Origin of the sequence: Pantoea sp. M_10 (assembly GCF_008631515.1) — a bacterium.
GTDB classification, from domain to species: domain Bacteria; phylum Pseudomonadota; class Gammaproteobacteria; order Enterobacterales; family Enterobacteriaceae; genus Pantoea; species Pantoea anthophila.
The window spans coordinates 67,027-82,312 of record NZ_VWUL01000012.1 but is presented as its reverse complement, the minus strand read 5'-3'; the positions used below and the strand labels follow the sequence as shown (position 1 = coordinate 82,312).

At 55.6% G+C, this 15,286-nt stretch carries 13 protein-coding genes; 9 read left to right on the top strand and 4 right to left on the bottom strand.

Annotation, left to right across the window (positions count from 1 at the left end):
- Positions 1-17: 17 nt before the first annotated feature.
- From F3I47_RS21765 to eptA, 4 genes are all read right to left on the bottom strand, one after another.
- Entirely contained in the window at positions 18-584 is a 567-nt protein-coding gene (locus F3I47_RS21765) for a flavin reductase family protein (RefSeq protein WP_181161902.1), read from the bottom strand.
- A 292-nt stretch (positions 585-876) separates the two neighbouring features.
- The gene (gene pmrB, locus F3I47_RS21760; RefSeq protein ID WP_150029835.1) at positions 877-1,935 is read right to left on the bottom strand and encodes a two-component system sensor histidine kinase PmrB; all 1,059 of its coding nucleotides are present in this window, start codon (positions 1,933-1,935) and stop codon (positions 877-879) included.
- Positions 1,932-2,612, bottom strand: a complete 681-nt coding sequence (gene pmrA / locus F3I47_RS21755) for a two-component system response regulator PmrA (RefSeq protein WP_046102013.1) — start codon at positions 2,610-2,612, stop codon at positions 1,932-1,934. The genes pmrB and pmrA overlap by 4 nt, the downstream gene beginning before the upstream one ends.
- Positions 2,609-4,240 carry a phosphoethanolamine transferase EptA gene (eptA, locus tag F3I47_RS21750; RefSeq protein ID WP_009089656.1) on the bottom strand — a complete coding sequence of 544 codons (1,632 nt, stop codon included), beginning with the start codon at positions 4,238-4,240 and terminating at the stop codon, positions 2,609-2,611. The genes pmrA and eptA overlap by 4 nt, the downstream gene beginning before the upstream one ends.
- A gap of 454 nt (positions 4,241-4,694) precedes the next feature.
- Between eptA and otsB the strand changes: the two genes are divergently transcribed.
- The 9 genes from otsB (at position 4,695) to F3I47_RS21705 (ending at position 15,172) form a co-directional block, all read left to right on the top strand.
- The gene (gene otsB, locus F3I47_RS21745; protein WP_150029836.1) at positions 4,695-5,483 is read left to right on the top strand and encodes a trehalose-phosphatase; all 789 of its coding nucleotides are present in this window, start codon (positions 4,695-4,697) and stop codon (positions 5,481-5,483) included.
- Entirely contained in the window at positions 5,480-6,916 is a 1,437-nt protein-coding gene (gene otsA / locus F3I47_RS21740; RefSeq protein ID WP_009089660.1) for an alpha,alpha-trehalose-phosphate synthase, read from the top strand. The genes otsB and otsA overlap by 4 nt, the downstream gene beginning before the upstream one ends.
- A gap of 1,012 nt (positions 6,917-7,928) precedes the next feature.
- The gene (gene flhD, locus F3I47_RS21735; protein ID WP_009089661.1) at positions 7,929-8,282 is read left to right on the top strand and encodes a flagellar transcriptional regulator FlhD; all 354 of its coding nucleotides are present in this window, start codon (positions 7,929-7,931) and stop codon (positions 8,280-8,282) included.
- A complete protein-coding gene (flhC, locus tag F3I47_RS21730) occupies positions 8,279-8,857 on the top strand; it encodes a flagellar transcriptional regulator FlhC (protein WP_009089663.1) in 579 nt (192 codons plus the stop codon). Before flhD ends, flhC begins: the two co-directional genes overlap by 4 nt.
- Before the next feature lie 132 nt (positions 8,858-8,989).
- Entirely contained in the window at positions 8,990-9,877 is an 888-nt protein-coding gene (motA, locus tag F3I47_RS21725) for a flagellar motor stator protein MotA (protein ID WP_009089665.1), read from the top strand.
- Positions 9,874-10,818, top strand: coding sequence for a flagellar motor protein MotB (gene motB / locus F3I47_RS21720; RefSeq protein WP_009089667.1), 945 nt, complete (start codon positions 9,874-9,876; stop codon positions 10,816-10,818). The genes motA and motB overlap by 4 nt, the downstream gene beginning before the upstream one ends.
- A gap of 11 nt (positions 10,819-10,829) precedes the next feature.
- Positions 10,830-12,818 carry a chemotaxis protein CheA gene (cheA, locus tag F3I47_RS21715; protein ID WP_190311354.1) on the top strand — a complete coding sequence of 663 codons (1,989 nt, stop codon included), beginning with the start codon at positions 10,830-10,832 and terminating at the stop codon, positions 12,816-12,818.
- A 23-nt stretch (positions 12,819-12,841) separates the two neighbouring features.
- Positions 12,842-13,336, top strand: coding sequence for a chemotaxis protein CheW (cheW, locus tag F3I47_RS21710; protein WP_009089670.1), 495 nt, complete (start codon positions 12,842-12,844; stop codon positions 13,334-13,336).
- 162 nt (positions 13,337-13,498) lie between these two features.
- Complete coding sequence (locus F3I47_RS21705) at positions 13,499-15,172, top strand: methyl-accepting chemotaxis protein (protein ID WP_150029837.1); 1,674 nt, start codon at positions 13,499-13,501, stop codon at positions 15,170-15,172.
- Positions 15,173-15,286 lie beyond the last annotated feature (114 nt).

Sequence of the window (15,286 nt, the reverse complement as noted above, 5' to 3'; positions counted from 1 at the left end):
CAGCGGAAGGCTTTCAACTAGATCAGCATCTCCGGTTTAAAATCTCCGCTCTTATCCAGCATTTTATCGCTCATCACGCTGAAGCGGCCTTCGCCGGTGTAGTGCAGGGTCGCCGGGTATTCAGGCTGTTCGGCCACATGTGCCTTAACGATCTCAAAAATAAACAGGTTGTAGTTAGCCACCATCGAGTCGTCATAGAGCTGGCACTCAAAGCTGGCAAAACATTCGGCAATCATGGGGGCGCTGACCACCTGACCCGGCTCCGGCGTCAGGCCGAACGCGGCGAACTTATCCAGCTGGTCGCCGTGGCTGTTGCCGACCGCCACCACCTCATCAATCAGCGAAGCAGCCGGGATATTGAGGACGCACTGGCCACTGTTGCGAATCAGGGCGTGGCTGTGATTCATACCGGCAATCATGCAGCCCACCAGAGAGGGCGAGAACTCCAGCACCGTATGCCAGCCGAGCGTCATGATGTCCTGCTCATTGTTGTACTGCGAACTGAGCAGCAGCACCGGACCCGGTTCGAGATATTTACGGGCTTTACTGACCGGAAAGGCATATTTGTGCATGCGTTGGCTCATGGCTTAACTCCTTTAACGGAATGTCGTCATTAAGTGTAGAGCACGCAGCGCATGCAGCAGGGGGGAGGCAGAGGGGCGAGGGCGGGCAGCGCGGATATTTTTTCGCCCGCGCCGCGATCTTAATGTTTCCTTAATCTGCAGTCGCGATACTGGCGGCTCCTGTTGAGGAGGTTACTATGAAAACTGTGTCTGCTTCCCTGCCCGTTGCGACTCCGCGTCCGCTGAGTGAATATGCTGCCCTGCTGATTACCGCAGCGACCCTTATTCTGTTCCTTAGTGCCTGGTTCAGCGCCTAACATTTTACCACGGCCCGGCAACCGCTTCTGTCCCGGCGGTTCTCCAGAAAAAACTGAAACCGGTGTAACTGGACAATCCGGCTGACAATGCTCAGCCCAAGTCCGATGCCGCCGTAGCGGCTGTCCATGCGGATAAACGCTTTACTCAGCTCACCACTTTTACTCTCATCAATGCCCGGCCCCTGATCTTCCACCACCAGCATCGGTTGCGGAGACGCGAGCAGCTGGACGGTGATGGTACTGTTGTCCGGGCTGTAGCGATGGGCATTCTCGACCAGGTTGCGCAGCAGCATCTTCAGCAGCGTCGCATCCCCGCGCACAAACTGCTCTTCCGGCAGATCGAGCAGCAGCGTCTGCTGATGCGCCTCCAGCATGATACTCAGCTCCGCCTCCATCGGCAGGATCACATCTGCAATCAGTCCCACGTTCTGGTAGGTGCCGGAGGTAAAGGACTGGCCGGCGCGTGCCAGACTTAAAAGCTGCGAGACGCTGTGCGTCATCTGATCCAGTCGCTGCACCAGCGGCTGCACTTTCACATCGCTGTTGCGCTCGATTAACTCCAGATGCAGCCGTAAGCCGGCCAGCGGCGTGCGCAGCTCATGCGCCACATCGGCGGTGAACAGACGTTCACGCTCCAGGCTGGTGTTAAGGCGCGCTACCAGCTGATTGATCGCCAGAGTGACCGCCTCGATTTCATGAACCGGACTGTGGCAGGTGATGGGATGGAGATTATCTTCACCCCGACTTTCCAGCTCACGCTGTAGCTGGTAGAGCGGCCGGGTGATCCATTTCACCGCCTGGTAGCAGAGCAGCAGCGTCAGCGTAATCATCACCAGGCTCGGCACCGCCAGGCTGGCGACCGCTTCATGGACCTCGCGCTTGACGTGGCTGTCCATGTTACGCTTCTGCAGCTGCGCTTCCACCAGAAACTGAATCTGCTCTTTACTCTCATGCCAGAGCCAGACCACGCTGATCACCTGAAAGACCAGCAGGATCAGGCCGATGGTCAGGATCAGGCGAAAGCGCATACTGCGGTGATCGAATCGTCCTGTCATGTTGCCTCGCGCGGGGTCTCCTGCGTGACCAGCGCATAACCAAATCCGCGTACGGTGCGGATGGCGCTTTTGCCGATTTTGTCGCGCAGATTATGAATATGAACTTCCAGCGTATTGGTCGACGGCTCGGTCTCCCAGTTATAGATATCCTGGTAGAGAATTTCGCGGTGAACCGGATTGCCGGCCTTCAGCATCAGCCGTGACAGGATCGCAAACTCTTTCGGGGTGAGATCCAGCAGCACATCGCTGAGCGTGATCTGACGGTGGGTCATATCCAGCGCCAGCGCGCCCACTCTGACCTGACTGTCGCCCTGATTGACGTGGCGGCGGATCAGCGCACGGATGCGCGCCAGCAGCTCATCCAGCGAGAATGGTTTGATCAGATAATCATCGGCACCCGCGTCCAGTCCGGCAATGCGTTCGCTGATGGTGTCGCGGGCGGTGAGTATCAGGACCGGGGTCATCTTCTTCTGCCGCCGCAGACGGATCAGGAAGTGCAGTCCATCCTCGTCCGGCAGGCCGAGATCCAGCACCACCAGACTGTAGAGGCCGCTGGCATAATGCGCTTCCGCATCCCGCACGCTGGTGACGCCATCGCAGACATAACCTTCACCTTCGAGCGCCAGTATCAGGCCCTGCAGCAGCAGGGCGTCATCTTCCACTATCAGTATCTTCATTCGTGTTGGCTCCGACACGACGTCAAAATATCATCCGCAGGCACATATTCGTGGGTTGCGGTGCCGGTTAATCCCAGCAGCGTTGAGAACAGATTATCCTGTGAGAAATCGTCTGTCGCCGCCAGTTTATTCAGGCAGGTGCGGTTAACCGCATAACGCTGCTGATAATCCGGGGAGAGCCAGATCAGCAGCGGCACATGCTTCTGCGTATCGGGCGCTATCGCATAGGGCAGGCCATGCAGGTAAGCCCCGTTTTCCCCCAGCGACTCGCCGTGGTCAGAGAGATAGACCAGGCTGGTGGTAAAGCGATCCTGATGCGCACGCAGCACGCCAATCGCCTTATCCACGATGTGATCCACATTGAGCAGCGTATTGTCATAGGTGTTGATCAACTGCTGCTGTGAACAGTCCTGGATCTGATTCGTGTCACAGGTCGGCTCAAACTGGCGGAACTGTGGCGGGTAGCGATGGCTGTAGGTCGGGCCATGACTGCCTATGGTGTGCAAAACGATAATCGCGTTGCCTTTTAGCTGACTGATGTACTCATCCAGGCCGTGGAACAGCACGTCATCATAACATTCGCCCTCAATACACATGCCGGGCAGGTTCAGGCTGGTCATATCCTGATGCGGCACCCGATCGCAGGCTCCCTTACAGCCACCGTCATTCTCATTCCACAACACGCTGACCCCGGCGCGCTGAATGACATCCAGCACCCCCTCTTCATGGGCCGCCAGCACATCATCATAGTGGGCGCGCGGCATGTTGGAAAACATGCAGGGCACGGACACCGCCGTCGCCGTTCCGCATGAGGTGGTGTGCGGGAAGTAAATCACATCATCTTTCGCCAGCAGGGGGTTAGTCAGCCGGTCATATCCGCCCAGCGAGAAATTCTGCGCGCGTGAGGTTTCACCCAGCACCACAATCGTCAGGTTCGGTTTGCCCCGGCTGTGGCTGGCGTCCAGATGGGCATCTTCACCGATCCGTACCAGCGGCACATTCTGCAACTCATGATGTTTATACCAGGAGAGCGTGGCGGCGATGCTGTTAGAGGGGCTCAGTGCTTTGACCAGCTCGCGGTTGTTGCGGAACAGCGAGGCGTAATCCTTATAGAAGAGCAGGGCGATCAGCGCGATCAGCGCCGCTGACAGCACAATGCTGAGCAGGCGTGCCAGCACCCCGCGCCACTGCTGCCGTTTTATCCGCGGCCAGAACATCATCAGCGCCATCAGCACGCCTGAGGTGAGCAGGGTGAGGAGCAGCTGCGGTGTCAGCAGGGCAAAAGACTCGGAGGCGGTGGTATCCATCATGTTAGTGATCATCGAGCGATCGATCACGATGTTGTAGGTATGGATAAAATACTGCGCCGACGCGGAGAGCAGAATAAAGAGCGCCGCCAGCAGGCGATCCAGCCAGAAAAATGAGGCCAGCGTAAGCACGATATTGATGACGCTGAAGGCGACCAGCGGCATGGATAAAAACACCAGCGTGGTATGCAGGCTCGTCAGCGGCATCACCGCCAGCACCTGACGGTAATAGACCAGATTAAGGAAAACCGCGATATAGATCGCCGCCAGGAGGAGCAGAGTCAGGCGGCTAATCAGCGGCCTCTTCAGTGTAAACGCCATGTGTGCAGGCACCCGAGGAAAGGAAAGTGTGCTGAGAGTGCGCTTTCAATATTAGGAATACCTTAAGAAGCTTAAGCTTCGTTTCAGGCCGCCGGATTCCCGAAGCGAAACGGCCGCAGCTCCGGCCAGCACTGGCCCTGCGGGGCAGCGGGGGAAACAGCACGCCCCTTGTTTTGGCTACTTTTCTGCTTACTTAACCGCAGCGGCTGGCATGAAAAGTGCATCTTTCTGGCATTACCCCTATTAATGACTACACTTAATCTGAAGATGTTCTCAGTGAGTCAGTATTGTCAGCAACGCGTTTGCACGTTTGAGGAGAGTGACCTATCTATTCATCCAGCTTTGCCCCTCAATCACCGCTTTATCAGAATTTCCCGCTTGCTGACCTGACTGCGTCAGGACATTCTTGTTTCAACTCAATGTTTTATTAAATCTGATTTTCAGGAGAAGTGACGTGACCCAGGTGGAAGAGACACATCCCACGTATCCGGCATTACGCAGCGGACAGTACGCCTTCTTTTTTGATGTCGACGGCACGCTGGCAGCGATACAGTCCCGTCCCGAAGCGGTATTCATTCCTCAGCAGGTCATCGCACAACTGCAACAGCTTTCTGACCATTGTCAGGGTGCCCTCGCGCTGGTTTCCGGCAGACCCATTGCACAGCTTGATGCGCTGGCCGCGCCCTGGCACGGACCCGCAGCGGGCGTGCATGGTGCAGAGCGCCGCAATGCGCAGGGTGAGTTGCATCGCATCAGCCTGCCCGCCGAGGTCGAGCAGGCGCTCCGGCAGGAACTGCAGGATGCCATGGCAGGCTGGCCTGGTACGCAGCTGGAGGTAAAAGGCATGGCCTTTGCGCTCCATTATCGCCAGGCGATGCAGCATGAGCAGGATGTGATGCGACTGGCCGAACAGTCCGTGAAGCGTTTTCCCGGACTGGCACTGCAGCCGGGGAAATGTGTCGTTGAAATTAAACCGGCAGGCATCGATAAGGGCGCAGCGATCAGCGACCTTATGCAGCAGGCCCCGTTTGCCGGACGTATCCCCGTTTTTATCGGTGACGATTTGACCGACGAGAAGGGCTTTGTGGCGGTTAACGCGCAGCAGGGCATCTCGATTAAGGTCGGTGAAGGTTCCAGTCAGGCCCATTATCGGCTTACTGATGTCGATGCGGTTTACGGCTGGCTGGAAAAAACATTATTACTATTAGAGCAAGACAACGTCGGTAAGGAGTTTAGGTTATGAGTCGTTTAGTGGTTGTATCTAACCGTGTCGCCATGCCAGATGGGTCTAAAACCAGCGCAGGCGGTTTGGCCGTCGGCATCCTCGATGCCCTGAAAAGCACGGGTGGATTGTGGTTTGGCTGGAACGGTGAAATCAGCGAGTTTTCTGGTGAAGAAGAGGAGCAGGTCAGCGTTCAGGAACATGAGGGCATTGAGTATGCCTCCTTCCCGCTCAACCAGAACGAATATGATCTCTACTATTGCCAGTTCTCCAATACCGTCATCTGGCCCGCTTTCCATTATCGTCTCGATTTGGTGCAGTTCCAGCGTGAAGCCTGGGAAGGGTATTGTGACGTAAACGATATGGTTGCGCAGCGTCTGAAACCGCTGATTAAGCCTGATGATATTGTCTGGATCCACGATTATCACTTTTTACCGTTTGCCGCCGCGTTACGCCGCGCGGGCATTAATAACCGCATTGGTTTCTTCCTGCATATTCCGTTCCCGACCCCGGAAATATTCAATGCACTGCCGCCGCATAAAGAGCTGCTGGAAATGCTGTGCGAGTATGATCTGCTCGGCTTCCAGACCGAATCTGACCGCGTGGCCTTCCTCGACAGCGTCAGCCAGCTAACGCAGTTGCAGAATAAGGGCGATAAAAAGCATCGTGCCTTTGGCAATACCTTTATGACTGAGGTTTACCCTATCGGGATTGAGCCGGACAGTATTAAAGAGATGGCCGAAGGACCTCTGCCGCCTAAAATGGCGGCGATGAAAAAAGAGCTGGGCGATGCGCGCAACATTATCGCCTGTGAGCGTCTCGACTATTCCAAAGGTCTGCCGGAGCGTTTTCTGGCTTACGAAGCGCTGCTGGAGAATTTCCCGCAGCACCGCGGCAAAATCCGCTACTCGCAGATTGCACCGACTTCGCGCGGAGATGTGCAGGCGTATCAGGATATCCGTCATCAGCTGGAGACCGAAGCCGGGCGTATCAACGGTAAGTACGGTACGCTGGGCTGGACCCCGCTTTACTACCTTAACCAGCATTTTGACCGTCGCCTGCTGATGAAAATCTTCCGCCTGACTGACGTCGGCCTGGTCACGCCGCTGCGTGACGGGATGAACCTGGTCGCTAAAGAGTATGTCGCCGCCCAGGACCCGGACGATCCCGGCGTTCTGGTGCTCTCCCGCTTTGCCGGGGCCGCCAACGAGCTGACCTCAGCGTTAATCGTGAACCCTTATGACCGCGATGAAGTGGCGGCGGCACTGGATAAAGCGATTACCATGCCGCGGACGGAAAGGATCTCGCGCTACAACGACATGATGGCGGTATTGCGTAAGAACGATATTACCGCCTGGCGTGAAAACTTCCTGAAAGACCTGGAAGCCATTTCCCCGCGCAGCGCTGACCACGGCACCGATAATAAGGTCGCGACCTTCCCGAAACTCGCCTGACCTCGTTAACAACGGCGGCGATATCCCTGCGATATCGCCGCCGTTTTCGTCCCACCGCTTTTCAAACCTTTCCGCAGGTACCACAACTTGTCTGATACGCCGTTTTCGGCGCATTTCGTCTGGCAGGCCGATCAGGACGTGAGGCTGGCCCGATAAATGCAACCCACGCAGAAATCCCGCGCTGTGGGGCTTATCCGCTTTCTTTACCTTTTTAACTCAAGTTTTAGCCCCGCGTGCCGATACTCATAGTGCCATCGTATGCGTACCCCTCAACTCATTCGGCTTTCTTATGTAAACCCTTGTTACATCAGGTGCCGGTTCCTTAGCGACCCCTTGTCACTGTTAACGCCAGGTTGTCAGAAGGCCTTCTCACAGCCGTTATACCCTGACGATTTATTTACATACCCGCAGCGTTGCTCCCCTTAAGTAACTAATTTCACAGCAAATACCCGGCCTGAATTTCAGCATAAAATGCTGATTACTCATCTTTAAATGGTTCTAAATAGGGTGTTAAAACGATTAACACCCATTATTCATTCCGGACTGCGCAAACCGTCGAATAACGCTGCTTTTACCCCCTATTAAACCTTTCTCAGGACAAATTGGACTTAAAATCGCTCTTTTTTGCTCAAAAAATGACCACTCGATAAGCAATGGTAAAGGGTTGCTGAAGAAATTTGCCTTAAAAGTGTGATCTGCGTCACACTTTATCTAAAATTTCTCCTGGCTGTCGTTGTAACCCGAAATCAGACGATATAGATTTGCGTTGTTTTCGGAATAGTCCTAAAAAAAGTAAGAAGGCGTCACGGAAGATGTCCGGAACTCGAAAATAAAATGGCATGGATTTTCGACCTTCGGTGGGTCTGAAACTCACAAAAAACAGAAGGCGAAAAACAGTGACATCAAATTTATGTGAAATTTTTTTGCCATCTTTTGATTTATCAAACAGCAGCTCGAACCGCAGATCATATTCTGCGATACAGTTACGTCGCATCTCTCAGGATGGAAAATAATGGGCACCTCTGAAGTACTGAAACATATTTACGATCTCAACTTGTCTTATTTACTGCTTGCGCAGCGTTTAATTAACCAGGATAAAGCTTCTGCAATGTTTCGCCTCGGCATTGACGAAAAAATGGCGAATGCATTATCAGAATTAACATTGCCTGAAATGGTAAAAATGGCGGAAACCAATCAGCTGGTTTGCCAGTTTCGTTTTACCGACAGCAGCACGATTAATCGCCTGACGCAGGAATCCCGCGTGGATGATTTACAGCAGATTCATACCGGCATTTTATTATCCAGCCGTTTACTGCGTAATGCGTCTAAAGAAGATCTGCCTGCTAAAAAGAGAGCAATGTCATGAGTGAGAAAAGTATTGTTCAGGAAGCGCGTGACATTCAGCTCGCAATGGAGTTGATCTCGTTAGGTGCACGCTTACAGATGTTAGAGAGCGAAACCCAGCTGAGCCGGGGTCGCCTGATCAAGCTCTATAAAGAACTGCGTGGCAGCCCGCCGCCAAAAGGCATGCTGCCGTTCTCCACGGACTGGTTCATGACCTGGGAGCAGAACATCCACGCTTCCATGTTCTGTAACGCCTGGAAATTTTTGCTGAAAACCGGCCTGTGCAGTGGCGTCGATGCCGTCATCAAAGCCTACCGGTTATACCTTGAGCAGTGTCCGCAATCGGACGAGGGCCCGCTGTTGGCGCTGACCCGCGCCTGGACCCTGGTCCGATTTGTTGAAAGTGGCATGCTGGAACTGGCTGACTGCAAATGCTGCAATGGCAGCTTTATTAACCATGCACATCAGCCGGTTGGCAGCTTTACCTGCAGCCTGTGCCAGCCACCATCACGTGCCGTAAAAAGACGTAAACTTTCTGCAGAATCTGCCGATATGTTTCCACAACTGCTGGATGAACAGGTTAAACACGCCGTTTAAGTTTGTTCGCACTGTGGAAGCCATCCAGCAGCGGTTAATACCGCTGCTTTTTTTTTGCTTCCGGTTTGAGAATAACGCCTGCGGCTCTCTGGCTTAACTTCCACCAACACGTTACGGACGTAAGGATTTTTTGTGCTGATAATTATAGGTTACCTGGTTGTTTTAGGCTCCGTGTTGGGCGGATATGCACTGGTCGGTGGCCATCTGGGCGCGCTTTATCAGCCAGCCGAATTATTAATGATCGGCGGCGCGGGTGCCGGTGCTTTTTTAGTCGGCAACAACGGCAAGTCGATTAAAAAGACCATGAAAGCGCTGCCGCTGTTATTTCGCGGCTCAAAGTACAACAAAGCGGTTTACATGGATCTGATGGCGCTGCTTTATCGTCTGATGGCCAAATCGCGTCAGCAGGGGATGTTATCGCTAGAACGCGATATCGAAGATCCCAGCCAGAGTGAAATTTTTGCTAATTATCCCCGCATTCTTGCCGATAAACAGTTAGTCGATTTCATTACTGACTATCTGCGTCTGATGGTCAGCGGCAACATGAACGCCTTTGAAATTGAGGCGTTAATGGATGAAGAGATTGAGACTTACGAACATGAGTGTGACGTACCAGCGCAGAGTATAGCGGCGGTGGGTGACGGACTGCCGGCATTCGGTATCGTGGCAGCGGTCATGGGCGTGGTGCACGCACTGGCGTCGGCCGACCGTCCGGCGGCGGAACTGGGTGCACTGGTGGCCCATGCGATGGTGGGAACCTTCCTGGGCATTTTGCTGGCCTACGGATTTATCTCTCCGCTGTCATCCGTTCTGCGTCAGAAGTGTGCGGAAACCACCAAGATGATGCAGTGCATCAAGGTGACGCTGCTGTCGAGCCTGAACGGTTATGCCCCGCAGATTGCGGTGGAGTTTGGTCGTAAGACGCTCTATTCCGCCGAGCGCCCGTCGTTCAGCGAACTGGAAGAGCATGTGCGTAACGCGAAAAACCCGGCTAAACAGACTTCGGACGAGGCTTCATGAAACACGGCAATCGCCCAATTGTGCTGATCAAAAAGCGCAAACATAAAGGCCATGAAGGCAGCCACGGTTCGTGGAAGATTGCCTACGCCGACTTTATGACGGCGATGATGGCCTTTTTTATGGTGATGTGGCTGCTGTCGATCGCAAACCCGCAGCAGCTGGTGCAGATAGCAGACTACTTTAAAACGCCACTGAAAGTGGCGATCACCGGCGGGCAGCGCAGCAGCGACAGCGAAAGCCCGATCCCCGGCGGCGGGGATGATCCGACGAAAAAGATCGGTGAAGTGAACAAAAAGGTCGATATGGATGCGCAGAAACGTCAGCTGGATGAGATCCGTCTCAACCGGCTGCGGGAGAAGCTCGATCAGATGATTGAGGCCGATCCGCGTCTGAAAACGCTGCGTCCGCATCTGATTATTAACATGGTGGAAGAGGGGCTGCGTATTCAGATTATCGACAGCCAGAATCGCCCGATGTTTAAGACCGGCAGTGCCGAGGTGGAGCCTTATATGCGCGACATTCTGCGTGCGATAGCGCCGATCCTCAATGACATCCCGAACCGCATCAGCCTGGCCGGACATACCGATGACTTCCAGTATGCCGGCGGCGACAAAGGCTACAGCAACTGGGAACTCTCGACCGACCGCGCTAACGCCTCCCGCCGTGAACTGGTGATGGGCGGCCTGGACAGCGGCAAAGTTTTGCGGGTGTTGGGTATGGCCGACACCATGCGCCTGAAAAATCGCGGCGGGAATGATGCAGTGAACCGCCGCATCAGCCTGCTGGTGTTGAACCATGACACCGAAGCGGCAATAGAAAAAGAGAACGCAGAAAGTGATGCCGTCCAGATCAGCGATCCGGCGGCCATTGAAAAAATTACCGCACCGCCAGCACCCCAGGGCAGCGCGGTGAATACAGCAGCCCCCTCACAGCCGAGGTGATTCCCGTGAGTATGGACATCAGCGATTTTTACCAGACGTTTTTTGATGAAGCCGATGAGCTATTAGCGGATATGGAACAACACCTGCTGGGCCTTGACCCGCAGGAGCCAGATTCTGAACAGCTCAACGCCATCTTCCGTGCCGCTCACTCCATTAAGGGTGGGGCCGGAACCTTTGGTTTTACGGTATTACAGGAAACGACTCACATCCTGGAAAACATTCTGGATGGTGCTCGTCGCGGCGAGATGCAGCTCAGCACCGACATCATCAACCTGTTTTTGGAAACCAAAGATATTATGCAGGAACAGCTCGATGCATATAAAACCGCGCAGGAGCCGAACGCGGAAAGCTTCAAATATATCTGTGAAGCACTGCGCCAGCTGGCGCTGGAGGCTAAAGGTCTGCCGGCAGAACTGCCGGTCAGCGTGGTGCCTGTCAGTGAAGAACCTGTCAGCACCAGCACCAGCAGCAGTGGCCTGCGTGTTCAGCTGATCGACCTCAAAGAGAAAGAAGTCGATCTGATGCTGGAAGAGATGGGCAACCTCGGCACTCTGACCAACGTGCAGAAAGGCAGCACCACGCTGGATGTCTGCATCGATGGTGTGGGCAAAGATGACATCGTGGCGGTGCTCTGCTTCGTCATCGACGAAGCACAGATCCGCTTCCCGGAGGCGGACGACGCCGTTGCCGCACCGGTGGCGGCGGTTGCCGCGCCCGTGGTGGAAGAAGTCCACACGGCCAGCGTCACCGAACTGCCGGTGGCACCAGCGAAGCGTGAAAGCAAGCGCGCCGCGGCCCCGGCCAAATCAAGCGAATCCACCAGTATCCGCGTGGCGGTAGAGAAGGTTGATCAGCTGATCAACCTGGTGGGCGAGCTGGTGATCACCCAGTCCATGCTGGCGCAGCGTTCCGGCGAGCTGGACCCGGTCGCGCATGGCGACCTGCTGAACAGCATGGGTCAGCTGGAGCGTAATGCCCGCGATCTGCAGGAATCGGTGATGTCGATTCGTATGATGCCAATGGAATATGTCTTCAGCCGCTTCCCGCGTCTGGTGCGTGACCTGGCCAGCAAGCTCGGCAAAGAGGTTGAACTGACCCTGCTGGGCAGCTCGACCGAACTCGATAAGAGCCTGATTGAGCGCATCATCGACCCGTTAACGCACCTGGTGCGTAACAGCCTGGACCACGGTATCGAAACGCCTGAGAAACGCGTGGCGGCTGGCAAGGTTGCGACCGGTAACCTGACGCTCTCCGCGGAACACCAGGGCGGCAACATCTGCATCGAAGTCTCCGATGATGGTGCCGGCCTTAACCGTGAACGTATTCTGGCTAAAGCGCTCTCATCCGGCCTGCCGGTCAGCGAGAACATGAGCGATGAAGAGGTCGGCATGCTGATCTTCGCGCCAGGCTTCTCCACTGCAGAGCAGGTGACAGATGTTTCCGGACGCGGCGTAGGTATGGACGTGGTGAAACGAAACATTCAGGAGATGGGCGGTCACGTCGAAATCGCCTCGAAGCAGGGCAAAGGCACCACCATTCGCATCCTGCTGCCTCTGACGCTGGCCATCCTCGACGGCATGTCCGTTCGTGTGGCCGACGAAGTCTTCATTCTGCCGCTGAATGCGGTGATGGAGTCGCTGCAACCGCGCGCCGAAGAGCTGAAGCCGCTGGCGGGTGGCGAGTGCGTGCTGGAAGTGCGTGGTGAATATCTGCCGCTGGTTGAACTGTGGAACGTCTTTGATGTGCAGGGCGCGAAAACGGAAGCCACGCAGGGGATCGTCGTGATCCTGCAGAGCGCGGGCAAACGCTATGCGCTGCTGGTCGATCAGCTGATTGGTCAGCATCAGGTGGTGGTGAAGAACCTGGAGAGCAACTATCGCAAGGTGCCGGGCATCTCTGCCGCGACCATTCTGGGTGACGGTAGCGTCGCGCTGATTGTCGATGTCTCCGCCCTGCAATCTCTGAACCGTGAAAAACGTGTGGCCGGCGCTGCCGCCTGATTGAAAACGAAAAGGTAAATAACATGAATGGAATGGCAACCGTGACAAAAATTGCTGGCGAAACCGTAGGTCAGGAGTTCCTGGTTTTCACGCTGGGCGACGAAGAGTACGGCATCGATATCCTTAAGGTGCAGGAGATCCGCGGTTACGATCAGGTTACCCGTATCGCAAACACCCCTGACTTTATCCGTGGTGTAACCAACCTGCGCGGCGTTATCGTACCGATCATCGATCTGCGCGTGAAGTTTGCACAGCCCGATGTGGAGTACAATGACAACACCGTGGTCATCGTGCTGAATCTGGAAAACCGCGTGGTCGGCATTGTGGTTGACGGCGTCTCTGACGTGCTGTCGCTGACCCAGGATCAGATCCGTCCTTCCCCGGAGTTCGCGGTCACCATGTCTACCGAATACCTGACCGGTCTGGGTGCGCTCGGCGAGCGTATGCTGATTCTGGTCGACATCGAGAAGCTGCTGAGCAGCGACGAGATGGCGCTGGTCGATAACCTGCGCGCGTAAGGTGTTTATCACGGGCCGGTCTTAACCGGCCCGTGATCATTCTCACCGGTAATTATCCCTTTCTGTTCAGATAATAAACACGTCTCCCCCTCTGATTTTTTGCCTCCTCCTGCCGATACTTCAGACGTCACCTCAAATCACTTACTTTTTTCAGGGTTAATCATGTTAACGAAAATCCGTGTTGTCACCAGTCTGTTGCTGGTGTTGCTGGTGTTTGGGCTTTTACAGGCCATCTCCGGTTCTGTTTTTTACTCCGCGCTGAGCCACGACAAGCAGAGTTTCGCGGTCTCCCAGCTGGCGGCCAAAAATACTGAGGCACTGAACGACGCCTATCTCAGCCTGAATCAGAGCCGGGTCCTGCTGACGCGTGTTCAGTTACGTTTCGCCACCAGCAAACTGGAGGGCAAAACTGCCGACGTCGCGGGGCTGTTTGAAGAGAGCAAAGGATTCCAGCAGTCGGCAGAGGGCTTTTACCGGCTATTCAAAGAGATACCGGACACCCCGGGACAGAATCAGCAACTTAACAGCCAGCTCGACCAGCGCTACGCGGATTATGCCGGGGCGCTGGGTGCCATGCAGACGGCGCTGCAGGCGGGCGATCTCACCGCCGCCGGTAAAATTCCGGTCGCCCCCAGTCAGAGTGCCTTTTTAACCCTCTATCGTGAGTGGCGTGCCGATCAGAATCGCCTGGCTTCGCTGGGCGCAGAGGCGAACAGCACGGCCTACAACCGGATGATGTGGATCCTGGGCACGATTCTGGTCGCCGTGCTGGCGGTGATTCTGCTCTGCTGGTCCGGACTGCGTAAAATCGTTCTGACGCCGCTGAACGAGAGCATCGATCACATCCGGCATATCGCCCGGGGTGATTTAACCCACACCATCGTCGTGGAAGGGCGCAACGAGATGACGCAGCTTGCCGCCAGTCTGCATGAGATGCAGCAGTCGCTGGTGCGTACCGTCAGCCAGGTGCGCGATGGCTCAGATGCGATTTTCACTGGTGCCAGTGAGATCTCCGCCGGGAATAATGATCTCTCCGCCCGGACGGAACAGCAGGCCGCCTCACTGGAGCAGACCGCAGCCAGCATGGAGCAGCTGACTGCCACCGTGAAACAGAACGCCGAAAACGCCCGTCAGGCGTCACAGCTGGCGCTCAGTGCCTCGCAAACCGCAGAAAAAGGCGGCAGCGTGGTGGATGGCGTGGTGAAAACCATGAGTGAAATCGCCGGCAGCTCGAAGAAGATTGCCGACATCACCAGCGTGATTGATGGCATCGCTTTCCAGACCAACATTCTGGCGCTGAACGCCGCCGTGGAAGCGGCCCGCGCCGGTGAACAGGGACGCGGATTTGCGGTGGTGGCAGGGGAAGTGCGCAACCTGGCGCAGCGCAGCGCCCAGGCGGCCAAAGAGATCAAAGGGCTGATCGACGACTCGGTCAACCGGGTCAGCATTGGCTCACAGCTGGTCGGCACCGCCGGTGAAACCATGAACGATATCGTCAGCGCGGTGACCCGCGTCACCGACATCATGGGCGAAATCGCCTCGGCCTCTGATGAGCAGAGTCGGGGAATCGATCAGGTGGGGGAGGCGGTCACCGAAATGGATCGTGTCACCCAGCAGAACGCCTCGCTGGTAGAGGAGTCTGCGGCCGCGGCGGCCTCGCTGGAAGATCAGGCCAGCCGGTTAAGCCAGTCCGTATCGCTGTTTAAAATCAGACGCGACGCTGCCCCACAGACCCTGACGAAGCATGTGCCGATCGCCGCCCCCGTGACCGCGCTGCCGGCCTCACGCAAAGCCCTGACCGCACCGGTCAGTGACACCCACTGGGAAACCTTCTGACCGCTGTCAGACCGCCACACGCCAGTGAAACGCACTGGCGATCCGTGCGATTTTACGCTGCGCATCCTGCGGGCTGCGCAGCGCCCTCCGTGATTTTCTGACTAAAGTCAAACT

Excerpts from the sequence above, each read along its gene's own strand:
- motB (WP_009089667.1), top strand. The coding sequence starts at position 9,874 with ATGAAACACGGCAATCGCCCAATTGTGCTGATCAAAAAGCGCAAACAT.
- pmrA (WP_046102013.1), bottom strand. The coding sequence starts at position 2,612 with ATGAAGATACTGATAGTGGAAGATGACGCCCTGCTGCTGCAGGGCCTG.
- otsA (WP_009089660.1), top strand. The coding sequence starts at position 5,480 with ATGAGTCGTTTAGTGGTTGTATCTAACCGTGTCGCCATGCCAGATGGG.
- eptA (WP_009089656.1), bottom strand. The coding sequence starts at position 4,240 with ATGGCGTTTACACTGAAGAGGCCGCTGATTAGCCGCCTGACTCTGCTC.
- F3I47_RS21765 (WP_181161902.1), bottom strand. The coding sequence starts at position 584 with ATGAGCCAACGCATGCACAAATATGCCTTTCCGGTCAGTAAAGCCCGT.
- flhD (WP_009089661.1), top strand. The coding sequence starts at position 7,929 with ATGGGCACCTCTGAAGTACTGAAACATATTTACGATCTCAACTTGTCT.
- pmrB (WP_150029835.1), bottom strand. The coding sequence starts at position 1,935 with ATGACAGGACGATTCGATCACCGCAGTATGCGCTTTCGCCTGATCCTG.
- cheA (WP_190311354.1), top strand. The coding sequence starts at position 10,830 with ATGGACATCAGCGATTTTTACCAGACGTTTTTTGATGAAGCCGATGAG.
- flhC (WP_009089663.1), top strand. The coding sequence starts at position 8,279 with ATGAGTGAGAAAAGTATTGTTCAGGAAGCGCGTGACATTCAGCTCGCA.
- F3I47_RS21705 (WP_150029837.1), top strand. The coding sequence starts at position 13,499 with ATGTTAACGAAAATCCGTGTTGTCACCAGTCTGTTGCTGGTGTTGCTG.
- cheW (WP_009089670.1), top strand. The coding sequence starts at position 12,842 with ATGAATGGAATGGCAACCGTGACAAAAATTGCTGGCGAAACCGTAGGT.